The following is a 14,865-nucleotide window of genomic DNA, read 5'->3' as shown; positions in this document are numbered from 1 at the left end:
TCAAGGTTCCGAACCTTGCCAGTGTTAGCCCGGAGCGAAGGATTATTTTTTCAAAACCAAGGTGTAAGAATCCGAAATCATCTCTTTCAAGGTGGCGAAAGTTAGTTGGCCATTGACTACTATCGTATTCCAATGCTTTTTGTTCATATGATAACCTGGAAGAACACTATCTGGAAATTCTTCTCTTAGTTCAATTGCCCGATCTGGGTCACATTTAACATTAAATCTCACAGGGATTTCATCTAAGGAGAGCAATAAAAACATTTTATTGTTGACCTTGAAAACCAAATTATCCGGTCCGAATGGGAGGCTTTCTTCTGTCTGTGGTAGACTCAGCGCGTAATCACGAATTTCTTCTAGGTTCATGGGATGCATCTGCCAAAACCTTGGCATAAGGGAATTGAGCCAATTTCTTTACTTGATAATAAGTGTCCAATCCTCCTGCACTTACACATTGGGCGACATCCAAATCTATGTGACCATCGGGGAGAAGAATGGAATCTTGAATGGAAATATATTGGATTTTGCCGACTATTAAAATGGTTTGGTTTGATTTAATCAAATGTTCTTCTTCCCATGTTAATCCTATTTTGACTAAACTATTCTTGACAAAAGGTCCATCAAATTCAGAGATTCTCTCTTCTTCTATGCCATATGCTTCAAATTCAGATTTTCCCAATGGATATCTAGCAGAGGTCTGATGGGCCTGCTGAACCATGGAAAGGGGAATTTGATTGAGTGTAAATCGTTTGTTGGCCTGAATGTTTTTATAGCTATGACTATCAGCGCCAACAGGTCGAAACAAGACGCCCATCATGGCTGGATTAGCACCAATGTGAATTACATTACTAAAAATGGCTAAATTGGATTGATGCTGCTCATCAAATGTCCCCATTAAATGAACCGCTTTTGCTCCACTTAAATGGTTGATCAAGTTCGTTCGAAACGATTTATCCATCGATTCGATGTCGGATAGAGTAGCTATCATACATTTAATTTTTGAAAATGGTGGAGGCTATTCCTTGGTTGATCTTGTAGTTAGAAAATTTTACTGTGATATCACCTGTCTTAGCTACTTGTTTTTGCGTATCTACCGTTTGGGTTTTATTGATATCTACCACAACGCCTTTTGGGACTTTAAATTTTTTGACATCCACCGTAAAAATAAGCTGCTCAGGTAAACCCCATTTGGCCTCAGATCCATAGACATAATCTGTGCTAACCGTACCATTACTTCTGGAAGTAATCTGAGATTTCAGTACCAAGTTATTGCTTTTATCTATCCACAATTTGGCCAAAATAACATCTTCGCTATCTCCATTGGGTAACAAGGTGATGATTTCCGTTTCCTTGTTTTTGATCAATTCTTTGCCTGTACTGATGGCGTTGAATTGATCTTGATGAGCCAACAATAGTGCCAAATCACCAAAGCCTTTTTTTGGTAAAATAGCAATGCCCTTTGATTTCAAATGAAATTGATCTTTTTGCTTAAAATACAAAGTCGCATTGACAGGAAGTATTTTGATCAAAGGGATATTCGATTTGATATTTAGATCTACTGCATAATCCTTAACTAGGCTCCATTTTTGCTGAAGTGCCTGGATGGTTTTTTGCGCATCTTGTCCTATCACTTGGAAAAGTGTGCAGATAAAAAGACTGATGGTTAAGAGGATTTTCATTAAGCGCTGATGTCTTTTTTGTTGAATGTATAAATGGAAATGCCTAGGAAGAGTAAAATATGCGCCACTAAAATAATGACCGATTTGATAATTTCGGTTTTAGGTAATGGCTCTTCAAAAAAGTTTCTCCAAGAAGCCATGTGGGTCGTAAATAAAAAGGGTCGAATGGAGTCAAAAACAGAAACTTCCAAGGTTCCAATGATGGTGAAAAGGATAATAATGGACATGGTTGCTACGATGGGCCCAATGGAGTTTTCGGAAAAACATGACAAGCATATTGACAAAGATGCCACTGTTAATAGGGCTAAAAATGCCACAGCAAATCCGCTGAGATACCTCCATAATACATCATGCTCCTGTAAAATCACCAAGCCATCTGTATTCAACACAATCAAATCTCCCGTTCCAAAAAAGATTCTTCCAAAAATCAAGGCCATGATGCCTAACCAAATGATGATGCAGGCTGTATAAACGGCTCCGGCAATAAATTTGGAGAGTAGGAGTGTGGTCCGTGAAATGGGTTTAGTCATCACCATACGGATGGTTCCCATGGCAAATTCTCCGGAGATCAAATCGCCAGTCACCAAGGCCACTAACAAGGGGATTTGAACCAACAACATTTGCAGAATGATGAAGGCAATCAGGTTTCCGTTTAAAAGGTTTCCTTCAAAACTTAAGGTTTGTTCAAATGAGGAAGTGACAAATGATAAAATCGACAATCCATCCGATTTTAATGCGAACAAAATTACCCCCACCAGCAGCGTAATAGCCCCAATCCCGAGGTAACTTCTAGGTTTGGCAGCAATCTTGATAAACTCATTATATACGCTTTTAAATAGCATCTTGCTGTACGATTTTGATAAAATAATCTTCCAAACTGCGTTTGGACTCTAAGGAGTAAATAGCAATTTCATGTGAATTCAAGAGCTGACTGATGCTTGGTACTTGATTCCGGCTCAAATGAAATTCTAATTGATTTTCTCCTTTTGCTTGTATTTGAATCTCTGGAAAAGCATTTTTCAGGACTATCATGGCTTTTTCTTGTGGCTCTACCTCCAAACGTATGAAGAGGTTTTCTGTCGACATGAGTTCTTTCACCGAACCTTCCACCATCGATTTACCTTTGTTGATGATGACCATCCGATTAGCAATCATTTCAATCTCACTTAAATCATGTGAAGAAAGTAAGATGGTTTTTTGATGTTCATCTTTTAACCTTAGAATCAAGTTTCTGATATCAATGATTCCTTGGGGATCCAATCCGGTGGTTGGTTCATCCAAGACAATCAAATCGGGATTGTGCAACAGCGTTTGGGCTATCCCCAGCCTTTGCTTCATCCCATGAGAAAAACCGCCCACTTTGTCGTGTTCTCGGCCATTCAATCCCACAAAATCCAACATGGCATAAATTTCTTTTTTGCTAGAATTGGTTCCTGAAATTCGGGCGAAAATATCCAGATTTCGAAAAGCACTTAGGTATTTATAAAAATCAGGTTTTTCGACAATGCTGCCTGTCCTGCGCAAAATGTCCTCCCGATGGTCTTTGATTGGCAAACCAAATAAACGAATATCTCCAGAGTCGGCTTTTATCAAAGAAAGCATGCAGCGCATGCTGGTACTTTTTCCTGCCCCATTGGGTCCTAGAAATCCAAAAACATCCCCTTGGAGGACCTGAAAACTAACATCTTTAACAGCATGAAATGAGCCAAAGCTTTTGGAAAGGTGTTGTATGGATATGACGGACTCAGGCATGTAGGATGGAATATGCTTTTCTAACTAGCATTCCCTTTATATTGTTTTAAGAATCAAACTCAACAACCGCCTTGATCACCGCTTGCGCAGGATCTAAAAAGGATTCAAAATGAGTAGATACTTCTTTAAATTTAGTACGGTGCGTAATGAAGTCTTTGGTATGTATTAATCCTTTTTTCATACAATCCATTACCCATTCAAAATCGCTTCGAGTGGCATTTCTACTACTCATTAAAGTCCCCTCTCGCTTGTGGAATTCTGGATGGGAGAATTGAACATGGTCTAATTGTAAACCTACCAAAATGTATTTACCTCCATGAGCCATGTACTGAAAACTATGATCAATGGCTTTTTTGTTTCCTGTTGCATCAATGATAACTTGCGGCATATCACCCTGAGTTATTTCTTGCAAACGCGCCATCACATCCTCTTGACCTACTTGAATCGAATGTGAAATTCCCAGTACATTTCTACTGAATTTCAATCTGCTCGCATTCACGTCTAAAGCTATTACTTGTCCGCCCGCAATGCGCGCCATTTCCATCACTCCTAATCCAATAGGTCCAGCTCCTACCACCAAGACCCAATCATTCATTTTTATGTCTGCTCGTCGAACCCCATGGGCACCGATCGACAAGGGTTCTAATAAGGTATATTCGTCTAGGCTGAGTTGTTCGTCATAGACCAAAGCGTCAATTGGAACTTGCAAATATTCTCTCATAGCGCCATCTTCATGCACGCCCAGTACGCTAAGTGTCTGACAGCAATTGGTTTTGCCTTGTCGACATGCCACGCATTTTCCACAAGAATAGTATGGAATGACGCTGACGATGGCTCCGATGGGAATTTTTGAACCAGAACTAATTTCCACGATTTCGCCTACAAATTCATGTCCTAAGATGCGAGGGTAGGAAAAAAAAGGTTGTGTTCCCTCAAAGGCATGCAAATCTGTTCCACAAATGCCCACTTGTTTAATCTTAAGAATAGCCATGCCATCTTTCAATTTGGGACTTTCCGATTCTTGGTATTTCCATTCAAATGGAGTGGTACAAACAAGTTCTTGCATAGCTATTATCTCTTTTTACGTTTGGCCCAACGCTGTTCTAACATTTTAATGAAATAGCCACCCACCACACTTCTTGCTTGGAAACCTACTTGTTTCCCATTCGTTGTTTCATGCCAGTCACTCAAAGGAACGCGCGATGGACTTTCTAGCATGAATTGATAGATAGGATGTACCAAAGCCTTGAATTCTGCAGGTTTGTCAGAAAGGGTGGCCGTCCACATAATCCAATCACTTTTGGTATAGGTTTTTCTACTGTCCAAAGGCAAACCATAGGTGTTTTGTTTCTTTAAATAGTAGGCCATTTCTTTTTCGTACACATATCTCGGAAATAGATTGAGTCCTAATAATTTGTCCCAAACAAGGTTATACTTTTGACTCCACGTATTGTTTTTGTTGAATGTCAAGGCATAATGATCTCCTTCATCCGCCATTTCCATCCATTTTAATGCATATTTTTTAGCAATACTTTGCATGGAGTCAGCAGTGCTTTTCAAACCCATTTGTCGGGCCATTTGAGCATAAGACCCGATACCTACTATCGCTTTGATAGATAGATTCGCATTGCGGTCCAAATGTCCAGCAAAATCATCCGTACATAATTGATTGGCAGGATCTAATCCGTCTTTGACTAAAAAATCCACCCAGCGGGTTAGGGTAGGCCAATGTGCTTTGGCGATTTGTGTGCTGTTTTCTTCCTTACAAATGGCCGCAGTCAACAGAATCATATTTCCTGCTTCTTCCACCGGCATATCTTCTGGATAGGTTTGTCCATTCGCCAAAGGATAGGTACCAATGTCATGTGCCGGGAAAGGTTTTTTCCATTGGCCACTTTCACTGTAATAAATCAAAGGCTCCACCATACCACGCAGTAATTTGGTGTTATACATCAGGCTTAAAGGGGCCGAAGGATAGGTGACGTCCACCGTCCAAATAGAACCATTACTGAAGTTTTCTTTTTGAGGAAAAAGCACCTCGTTTTTTTCTCCTCGAACTAATTTATGTGCCGCTAGGGATTGTCGGTAGGCAGCTACACAAAGTTCAGCATATTCTTTTCCTCCAGCTTGAAGCGCTTCTTGATATAACTGTTTGTCGAAGTTTTTACATTGACTCAGAATACTCGGATATTCTTGCGCAGCTTTTACTAGCAAATCATCCATGCTGGCAAAGTTCTTTTTCCACCAAGCTTGTAAATTTTTCTGGAAATATTGGATGGAATACAAATCATCATAAGCCAGCATGATGCTAGAATTTTGATTGGATTTAGTGGCGTTTACATCCCATGAGGCTACTAAATAATCCGTACTTCCTGATTCGCTGGAAGGTTTTTTTCCATCTGCAAGGCACATCAATTGAGATTGCGAAAGGGTCTTCAATTGCTGCGTGGCTTGATTAGTTGCTAAATAGGCATATCCCCAGTCGATTCGAACATCGTCGCCCACTTTATTGAGTACTTTTTGTTGATTGAGCCCCGTTTTCAAATAGCGAACATTGCCTTTTTTGCCCGTACTTACTTGGACCATTTGTTCTTTTTCATTTTTAGCTATATCCGAAGACATGCCAAAAGTGATTTTGGTTTTATGCGTTTTATTATCTGTGGATTGTATGCCAAAATTGATGTAAGAAACAGGTCTTGAAAGTAAATCAAGGTTAGATGCTAAGAGTGGAGAAAGGAAATTCACTTGTAATTTAACGGGTCCACAGGTGAACAGGTAGCTCGTCTGCGTAGCGGTGATTTGAACGGAGTTTTGTATCGCTAGGTTCGACTGAGTGGAGCGAGTTTGTTTAGCAAAACCGGCATCTAGCCAAGAATTCCCTACGGGATTCATGCAATGAATGGCCAAGATATTTTTGCCTTTTTTTAGCTTGCTTTTAATGATATCACTAAGTGGATAGTCTTTCAATTGCTTAGTATGGCAGTTTTCGCACGAATAAACAGGGTATCCGTTTAGGTAAACTTCCACGTCATCATCATGGCGCAGTTGAAGGATTAGTTGATCAATGTCGATGTCTTGTAAATCAAATGCTCGTCTTACCCAAATGTTTTTGGTGTTCCAAGGCGTATTCCATTTATTGTCCCAGCCTTTGCCAAAAGGAAGTTTGCCTTTATTCCAATAGGTATCATTGAAGTGGGATGTCATCCAATCCTCGGCTGGTTTGGTTTCCGTGTATTGCACCTCGATCGGCTGATTATTTTCGGCATGGGAAACAATGCCTGTGGAGGGATATTGCAAGGCCCCTAGGAATTGATAGGTTTTTCCGTCTACTTCCAATAGGCCCACTAAAGATTGATCCGAGCCAGTCCAATGCCGCGTAACAGACTGATTTAATTGATCCGTAAAAGACCAAACGCTGAAATAGGGGTCATGGGTGATGAGCGGATAGGCAGGAGCTTTATTGACTTGGGCTTGGGCAAAAAAGCCAAACAACGCTAAACTAGCGAACAGGAAAAATGATTTCATAGGGAAGATTTATGGAATTAAAGATAGGAAGATTCCAAGCATCTACAAAAGGCTAAAAAATTATCGATCTACTGATAATCTGTATGGGGATTCCCTTGTTTTTGATTGAAAAATGCTAGGTTTGTACCTAACGCTGTCAAGGTTTTAAACCTTGACAGCGTTGCGGGAATACGGTGAATTTCGCATTTTTCCATAACCCTTCGGAACATGCCGAACAGCGTTTAAGCTAAAAAACGTTGGCTGAGGTTCTCGAAGCCAACGATTAATTTTCAATTAGGCACTCCAAGCCAACCCTTCCCGATCTATTCCACCGTCACACTCTTAGCCAAATTCCTTGGCTTATCGACATCCAATCCGCGTAATACGCCAATGTAGTACGACATTAATTGCGTAGGAATGACCGTTAATAAAGGCGCTAATAATTCATCGGTTTCAGGGACTTCCATCACATGATCCGATACGCCTCGGATCGCTGTGTCGTCCGGATTGATGATGGCTATAACTTTGCCTTTGCGGGCTTTGATTTCCTGAATGTTGCTGACAATCTTATCGTAATACTTGTCTTTGGTAGCAATGAATAATGTCGGTAAGGTCTCGTCCACCAAGGCGATAGGGCCATGTTTTACTTCTCCCGATGGATATCCTGAGCAAGGGATATAACTCACTTCTTTCAATTTCAAGGCAGCCTCCAAGGCTACTGGGAAATTATAGCCTCTACCCAAAAACAAGAAGTTGTTTGCTTCAGCATAAACTTGAGCGACTTCTTTTATCAATTCATGAGAGGATAAAATCACCTGAACTTTCTCTGGGATTTGAGATAATTCCACTAAATAATGCTTGTAATCGGCATCAGTTAATGTTTGCTTGGCTTTACCAATTTTCAAGGCCATCATGGCCAATACGGTTAATTGTGCCGTAAAGGCTTTGGTACTTGCCACCCCAATTTCCGGGCCTGCATGGGTGTAGGCTCCTGCATGAGAAAGTCTTGCGATAGATGACCCCACTGCATTGACTACCCCAAAAATAAAGGCTCCTTGTTCCTTGGCTCGTTCGATCGCCACCAAAGTATCTGCCGTTTCACCACTTTGGGAGATCGCAATAATCACATCGCCTGAATGTATGATGGGGTTCCGGTATCGGAACTCAGAAGCATATTCTACCTCTACAGGAATCCGACAAATCGTTTCGATCATGTATTCGGCAATCAGGCCAGCATGCCAACTGGTACCACAGGCCACAATGATGATGCGTTTCGCTTGGGTGAACACCGATAAATGCTGGTCTACACCAGCTAAGGTTAAACTTAAGCTCGCAACATCCAGTCGACCTCGTAAACAATCCGTTAAACTGGCTGGCTGATCAAAGATTTCTTTCAACATGAAATGATCAAAACCTCCTTTTTCTATTTGAGCCAACTCCATATCCAATTGTTGGATATAAGGTGTTACAGGCTCATTACCTAGGTTTTTTAAGATGATGTCATCTTTGGAAATAATAGCCAATTCATAATCATTGACATAAATAACGCTCTTGGTATATTCAATGATGGGTGAGGCATCCGAAGCTAAAAAGTGTTCTCCTTCTCCTACACCTATCACCAAAGGACTACCTTTTCGGGCAGCAATTAATCGGTCGGGAAAACCTTCTTCTAAGACAATTATGACATAGGCCCCAACCACCCTTTTCAAGGCTATGCGCATGGCCTCTTCTAAAGTAGAATGGTTGTTGATTTGGATGTCTTCAATGAAATTAACCAATACTTCGGTGTCTGTTTCACTTTTAAACGTATAGCCTTTTTGGATTAATTCAGCCTTTAATGAGGCATAGTTTTCGATAATTCCGTTGTGCACCAAAGTGATTTTACCACTATTGGATTGATGTGGATGGGCATTGGCATCGGTGGGTTCTCCGTGGGTTGCCCAACGCGTATGACCAATTCCAGCATGTGCTTCTTGCAAAATAGGGGCATTCCATGTTTCCAACTCACTTACTCGGCCCTTTTTTTTGTAGGATTCAATTTGATTACCATACAAGGCAATTCCAGAACTATCGTAGCCCCTATATTCTAATCTTTTTAATCCTTTTAATATGATCGGATAGGCTGCTTGATGACCTATATATGCTACGATTCCACACATGCGATATAAAATTTATAATTGAATTATTTCTCTTTAGGCAATTGGAAGATAATTTTCCGAACCGCCAAATTACCCAAATTTCATTTATTTTACCAAGTTTACTGGTATTAAATTACCGATTGGGGATTTCAATAATAGTACTTTTTTTATATGTTCGCTAAATGGCTTAGAGTGAATGCTAATGGTTTTTCAATATCTTCATTTTTCCTTAAAATGATACCATAGGACAGGCTTTTTTCTTATTTAAAGGTCAATTAGTGTGCTTATTTTTTCTTTTTCTTTTTGAAAAGACAATCTTCTGGTTTCGATTTAACAAAATAGGTTTTGTAATTCAAGGCTTCTGGATTCATGCACCCTTCCAAATTCAGGATTTCAATGTTCTTGAATTCCACCGGATGGCTTTCACTTTGTAATGAAATACTTCCTTCTTTTATAAGCTCTCCCGACTTCCCGAAAATCACATCTTGTCCACTTACATTTCCGCCACCTACTTGTGGTCTCTGATAAGCTAAAACTTCTTTTCCATTGGAATAATGACGAATCAAAGAATCTCCTAAAACGAGCACCTCCGCTTGTACCCACTGATCGCCATGAAAGGTTTCCGACTGGGAATTGATGCAATGTGGCGTAAATAACTTGCCATTCATTTCTACATTAGTCCCCGGAGTACACAAATTACAGGTCGTTCTTTTATCCTTTCCGTTTCCTCCCAATAATTGCACTTCGATGGACACAGGAAAGTCTTGCTTCAAGCCCATGCTTTCAGCCGTTTGTCCATGCACCATTATCCCACTGTTTCTGATAGCCCAACCTGGTCCTTTGATGGCTTGTTCTCCTACAAAACGGTAATTCAAACGGATGCGGTAATAGCCAAACTTTTTCTTGTAAAAAAGGTGACCAAATCGCTCATCGAAATTGGGATAGGCCGCAGAATCATAGCGTACAACCAATTTTCCATCCTCCACGCGGAAGGTATTGCCATAATTGACTCCGGCAGGAGAATTGCGGATTTTAGGTGTCCAATTTGTCAAATCTTTACCATTAAACATGGATTCCCAAGCTTCCTTAGAAGCGTTTTGTGCTTGTGATTGAAAAGCGAAGATGCTTAGAAGTAGCAATAATTTAATTTTCATGTTTCAATAAGGTTAAAAAATGTTTGCCTAAAATTCGGCCTTGGGTTTGTCCGGCTTGTATGCCATCCATGTAATGAATACCGCCGTAAAAACGGGAAATGCTGGCCTCTTCGGCGGCGGCTTCAAAAGAAGTAAAAGAACGATCATCAATCCCATAGCGTTTTTCTACGGTATCTGTATAGGCAAAATGAGGGCCAAAAAAATGCGTTAAAACAATGGCCGCTGTCGTTGATACCGTGGAATGTCCACTTGGGTATTCTGGAAAAGGCGGCGTTTGTAAAAAGGGTTTCCAAGTAGGGTCAATTAATTTGCGGATGGCAGTTTCTGGACGGATACGGTGACTGTGGTATTTTTCTCTCCAGCATAACCAAAAGGCATCCATCAAACTGGTGGCTAAAGCCGTTCTGATTTCTAGACTTTTTCCAAAGCTTGTATTGTTTTTGGCACTTGCTATTCCTGCAATTCCCATCCAATGGGCCCCGGGGGATATTTTTTTCATGCCAATCAATAAGTGGCCTTGGTCATTCAGTGCAAAGGGATTACAATCCCAAAATGCCGCAATCTTTAAATTAGCCTCGGATTTCTTTGCCTCATAAACCGCTTTACTTAAAGCATAGAAGTTAGAGGAATTGGATTCTGAATAAGGAGCTGGTGCTGGGATTTCTTCAATCTTATTCGTGTCTAAACTAAAACTTCGGATGCGGTAAAAGTAGGGTTCAACTGCCGGAAAATACCCAGGAGGCGTGCTGTACCATGAGCCAGCCGTTTTCTTGGGAGTGTACTTCGGGAAATTGCTCAACTTATTATATCCATCTGCTTTGGCATAAGCTAAAATTCCTTTAGCTACAGCTTGGGCTTTTTGGGTAGAAGTTTCAATGACTTGATCCGATAAGCCTAGTTGACGACAAGAATCAATGTAACGCGCTTCAAATTCTTTCATTCGGCCTCCCGAAGGTTGCATTTTTTGAGATACTTCCATCATAGCCAATATGGCTGTGAACTCGGGTGCTTCCACAGGCTTATCTTTTGTGAAGGAAGGATAGCCATTGAATTGATATTGAAATGCATTCAGGCTAGAATCCGCTTCCGCCATGACCTGATAGCCAGCTAAACAGGCATAAGAGAAAAAGCGCATAGCCAAGGGAGGATTGCTGACATCATGAATCATCATTTCTGTCATTTCTTGGACTACTTTATCTATTTCAGTTCCTGAGAATTGGATTTTCTTAGACTCAGATTGACAAGCCCAACAAACCAAAAAGGATAAAAGAAGGATGGTTTTTTTCATCGTTTTGCCGCTTTAAATGGGAAGATACCTCGTTGGTTAATTCCGATGAACAATTGATTTCCTAAGACCTGGATAGACCGAACATCGCCTTGTAACCAAAGTCCTGCTTTTTGAGGAGAAACAGCCTCATAGCTTAAATTTCCTTTGGATGTTAAGATTAAACCTGAATTGGCATCCATTTTACCAATCCTTAATTTGGCATGATGCATATTGCCAGCTAACACAATATCCAGATCATGCTGGCCATCAATGTCAAGTATAGCGATGGCTGAAATAGGGGAGGCTTGTACTTCCCAAGGTAATTTGACTGATTCAAATTGACCTTTGGAATTCAATTGAAAGAGGGAGGTTTTTAATTCAGTAGCTTTCCAAACTTGTTCTCCTTTTTGCTCTTCTTCCGTAATAATGTCCGACAATTTGGCTTCAGCAAAACTTTGATAATCTGTGAAACGAGTACGCATGATACTCATTTGGTCCAATAATTCATCGCGTGTCATGAAGGGCACAGACTCTCCTTTGACATAGGTACATAAAATAGGGTCGATGGAGCCATTTTGGTCATAATCCTTGTAGTGCAATTCCATGGGCTGCTCAGTAGAAGCTTTCCATTGACTATTTAGACCTAAATTACCTACCAATATTTCTTTCTTCCCATCCCGATTCAAATCTTCAATTCGAATGGTATTCCATAATCCTTGAAGAGAATTTTCGAAGAAAGTAGCAGTGCTTTCTTCAAAAACTTTATTATTCAGCGTAAAGATTTTGATCGGCATAAATTCTCCTACCAACACCAGCTCTTTTTTGCCATCTTGATTTAAATCGTCCCAAGCTGCATCGGTCACCATTCCAGCCTGTTGAATAGCTGGGAATTGCGCGCTAATATCTTTGAATTTACCAGCACCTTGATTGAGTAGAACAAATGACTTAGGACATGCGGGATAGCTTCCAGGAATGACTCGTCCGCCTACAAATACATCGGGTAATCGATCTTGATTGATATCAATGATTTGAATAGTGGATTTGCTAACTCCTTGACTAGGTAGAGGAACCGTCGATTTTTTGAAATTTCCTTTTCCATCATTGATGTACAAGCGATCAGCCAGTTTCGCATCATTTGCTTCCATCAATCCATAGCCACCACTGACTACCCATAAATCTAGGTCACCATCTCCATCAGCATCAAAAAACTGGGCATCACTATCCTCAAAACCGATGTCCTGACTCATCGCCGAAGGCGTTCGTTTCAATTCGCCAGAGCTTTGTTGTAAATATAAAGTAGCTCCTTTGCCAGCCTGATTTCCAACAAATAGATCTTCTAATTTGTCTCCATTCACATCACCTGTACTTTGGCAAGGTCCTACATAGGATAAAGGAATGGTAATTTGGGTTTGTCGTTTAAAATCATTGAATTCATCTGATGAACCTTCAAAAGTTTGCAACGTTTTTGCCTGAACAAATAATGGACTTTCTTGATTTTTAGCTTTGAAGGCAATGGTCTTCGCATCAGATTCTTTTAAGGTAATTTTGGCAGTTGTTACCTTTTTGATTACTTGAGATTTACCTGAATTCCAAACAATGAACAGAGAATCGGGGGCCTTACTTCCTAAGCCGACATGAAGCAAAGGTGAAACACTAGATTGATATCCGCGATACAGGTTTTGTTCGAAATATTGGGTTTTCCCACCTTGATAAATCCAGATTTTGGCTCCTAGACCTAGGGTATTAAGTCCTTCTCCTTGTAGTTCAATTTGAAGGTTTTTATTTTCTTTTTTGAGCTCATTGCTTTTATTCTCAAAAATAAAGGCTGGTTTGTTGATATTATTCACAATCAGCTCCAAGTCGCCATCTCCATCCAAATCAGCATAGGCAGCACCATTACTATTGGAGGTATTTTCCATTCCCCAGGCTTTGGTTACCGAATTAAAGGTGCCATTCTGCTGGTTTTTAAACATGTAATTGCTGATGTTGGAAGCCGGCATTTTTTGAACTAATTCCAATACATTTTGCCTCTGAATGGATGCTTGGTTGTTTTGAACATAATCCCCCATGTATTTAAGGAAATCCAGGTTGGTATAATCCCTCAAATACCCATTGGTGATATATAAGTCTTTCCAGCCATCATTATCATAATCTGCAAAAAGAGCGCTCCAGCTCCAATCTGTATTGGAGATTCCAGCCAATTGCCCCAATTCATGAAATTTAGGTTCTTGTGTCGTTGGGTCAATGCCTTGGTTGACTTGCAACATATTTCTCATGTATTGATGTCCAAAACCCACAGCCACATTGAAATTGAATTTCTCGTAATTATCTGGAGCCATCAAATTCTTTTGCCTCATATTATCTTCTGGCAACATATCCAAGGTTAATATGTCCGCCAAGCCGTCATTGTTGATATCGGCAATGTCATTTCCCATGGAAAAGTGGGAGGTATGTCCCATGCTTTTCTGAATGACGTTTTTGAATTTTTTACCTTGTTGGTTGATGTATAAATAATCCGGAATGGTATAGTCGTTGGAAACATAGAAATCCAACCATCCATCGGCATTGACATCCGAGATTCCCACAGCTAAACCATAGGAAAGGGAAGAGCTTGTAATCCCCAAGGAAGTGGTCATATCTTCGAAATGACCTTTTTGTTTTTGAATAAAGAATCGTAATCCGCTGTTAGGGTCTTCTTGTCGAAGTAAATCCGCGGTACTGGATTCATCTAAAATGGGTAGAGATTTAGGATTGTGATTTACCAAAATCATGTCTAGATCTTGGTCTTTATCATAGTCAAAGAAAACGGCCTGTGTACTGTTGGCAGGGCTATCTAAACCATAGGCAGCGGCCTCATCTTTAAACAATGGGACGCCAGCTGCATCATTTCCTTGATTGATAAATAATTGATTGCGTTTTTTATCAGGAGGTAAATTTCCTGAATAACAGAGGTAAATATCTAATTTGTTATCTCCATTGATATCCACCATGGAAACGCCTGTTTTCCATGGACCTGGCCTGCCCGTCACACCAGCTACATCGGCTACTTCTTTAAAAACCAGATTACCTTGATTGAGGTACAAATGGTTGTTTTCCATGTTACTGGAAAAATAAATGTCTTGTTTTCCATCGCCATTCAAATCCCCGGTAGCTACTCCACCTCCATTGTAGAAGTATTCATACATCAGAACATTGGTGTTTAAACCTTCTTCAATTTTATTTTCAAAATTGACATGGCTTTGCTCGGGATTGAGTAATTGAAAAAGTTGAGGTTCAGGATTGCTCTCTAGATCTGTTTTTGCCTTTTGGCAAGAAAAGCTAATGATAACAAGCAGGAGAGCAAAATAATTCTTCACGAGACAATATAGATA

11 protein-coding genes are annotated in these 14,865 nt (G+C 40.2%); all 11 read right to left on the bottom strand.

Annotated features, from left to right (window positions below; genetic code table 11):
* Nucleotides 1–42: 42 nt before the first annotated feature.
* Nucleotides 43–366, bottom strand: coding sequence for an MmcQ/YjbR family DNA-binding protein (locus tag HME7025_RS10685; protein ID WP_109323869.1), 324 nt, complete (start codon nt 364–366; stop codon nt 43–45).
* Nucleotides 344–988, bottom strand: a complete 645-nt coding sequence (locus tag HME7025_RS10680) for a flavin reductase family protein (RefSeq protein ID WP_109323858.1) — start codon at nt 986–988, stop codon at nt 344–346. The genes HME7025_RS10685 and HME7025_RS10680 overlap by 23 nt, the downstream gene beginning before the upstream one ends.
* A 4-nt stretch (nt 989–992) precedes the next feature.
* Entirely contained in the window at nt 993–1,679 is a 687-nt protein-coding gene (locus HME7025_RS10675; RefSeq protein WP_109323851.1) for a hypothetical protein, read from the bottom strand.
* Nucleotides 1,679–2,521 (bottom strand): ABC transporter permease, encoded by an 843-nt coding sequence (locus HME7025_RS10670; RefSeq protein WP_109323850.1) that lies wholly within the window; start codon nt 2,519–2,521, stop codon nt 1,679–1,681. The genes HME7025_RS10675 and HME7025_RS10670 overlap by 1 nt, the downstream gene beginning before the upstream one ends.
* Complete coding sequence (locus tag HME7025_RS10665; protein WP_109323849.1) at nt 2,511–3,431, bottom strand: ABC transporter ATP-binding protein; 921 nt, start codon at nt 3,429–3,431, stop codon at nt 2,511–2,513. Before HME7025_RS10665 ends, HME7025_RS10670 begins: the two co-directional genes overlap by 11 nt.
* Before the next feature lie 46 nt (nt 3,432–3,477).
* A complete protein-coding gene (locus HME7025_RS10660) occupies nt 3,478–4,497 on the bottom strand; it encodes a zinc-binding alcohol dehydrogenase family protein (RefSeq protein ID WP_109323847.1) in 1,020 nt (339 codons plus the stop codon).
* A gap of 5 nt (nt 4,498–4,502) precedes the next feature.
* Nucleotides 4,503–6,956 carry a glutaminase family protein gene (locus HME7025_RS10655; protein ID WP_109323846.1) on the bottom strand — a complete coding sequence of 818 codons (2,454 nt, stop codon included), beginning with the start codon at nt 6,954–6,956 and terminating at the stop codon, nt 4,503–4,505.
* Between the two features lie 302 nt (nt 6,957–7,258).
* On the bottom strand, nt 7,259–9,094 hold the full coding sequence (gene glmS / locus HME7025_RS10650) for a glutamine--fructose-6-phosphate transaminase (isomerizing) (protein ID WP_109323843.1): 1,836 nt from the start codon (nt 9,092–9,094) through the stop codon (nt 7,259–7,261).
* 263 nt (nt 9,095–9,357) lie between these two features.
* Nucleotides 9,358–10,227 (bottom strand): 3-keto-disaccharide hydrolase, encoded by an 870-nt coding sequence (locus HME7025_RS10645; protein WP_109323841.1) that lies wholly within the window; start codon nt 10,225–10,227, stop codon nt 9,358–9,360.
* Nucleotides 10,217–11,515, bottom strand: a complete 1,299-nt coding sequence (locus HME7025_RS10640) for a vanadium-dependent haloperoxidase (protein ID WP_109323840.1) — start codon at nt 11,513–11,515, stop codon at nt 10,217–10,219. Before HME7025_RS10640 ends, HME7025_RS10645 begins: the two co-directional genes overlap by 11 nt.
* Nucleotides 11,512–14,850 (bottom strand): VCBS repeat-containing protein, encoded by a 3,339-nt coding sequence (locus HME7025_RS10635; protein ID WP_226998216.1) that lies wholly within the window; start codon nt 14,848–14,850, stop codon nt 11,512–11,514. The genes HME7025_RS10640 and HME7025_RS10635 overlap by 4 nt, the downstream gene beginning before the upstream one ends.
* Nucleotides 14,851–14,865: the final 15 nt, after the last annotated feature.

The sequence above is a fragment of the Aquirufa nivalisilvae genome, from assembly GCF_003143535.1.
GTDB lineage: Bacteria > Bacteroidota > Bacteroidia > Cytophagales > Spirosomataceae > Aquirufa > Aquirufa nivalisilvae.
Note: the sequence above shows the minus strand (reverse complement) of the source record. Positions and strands in the feature narration are given on the sequence as shown.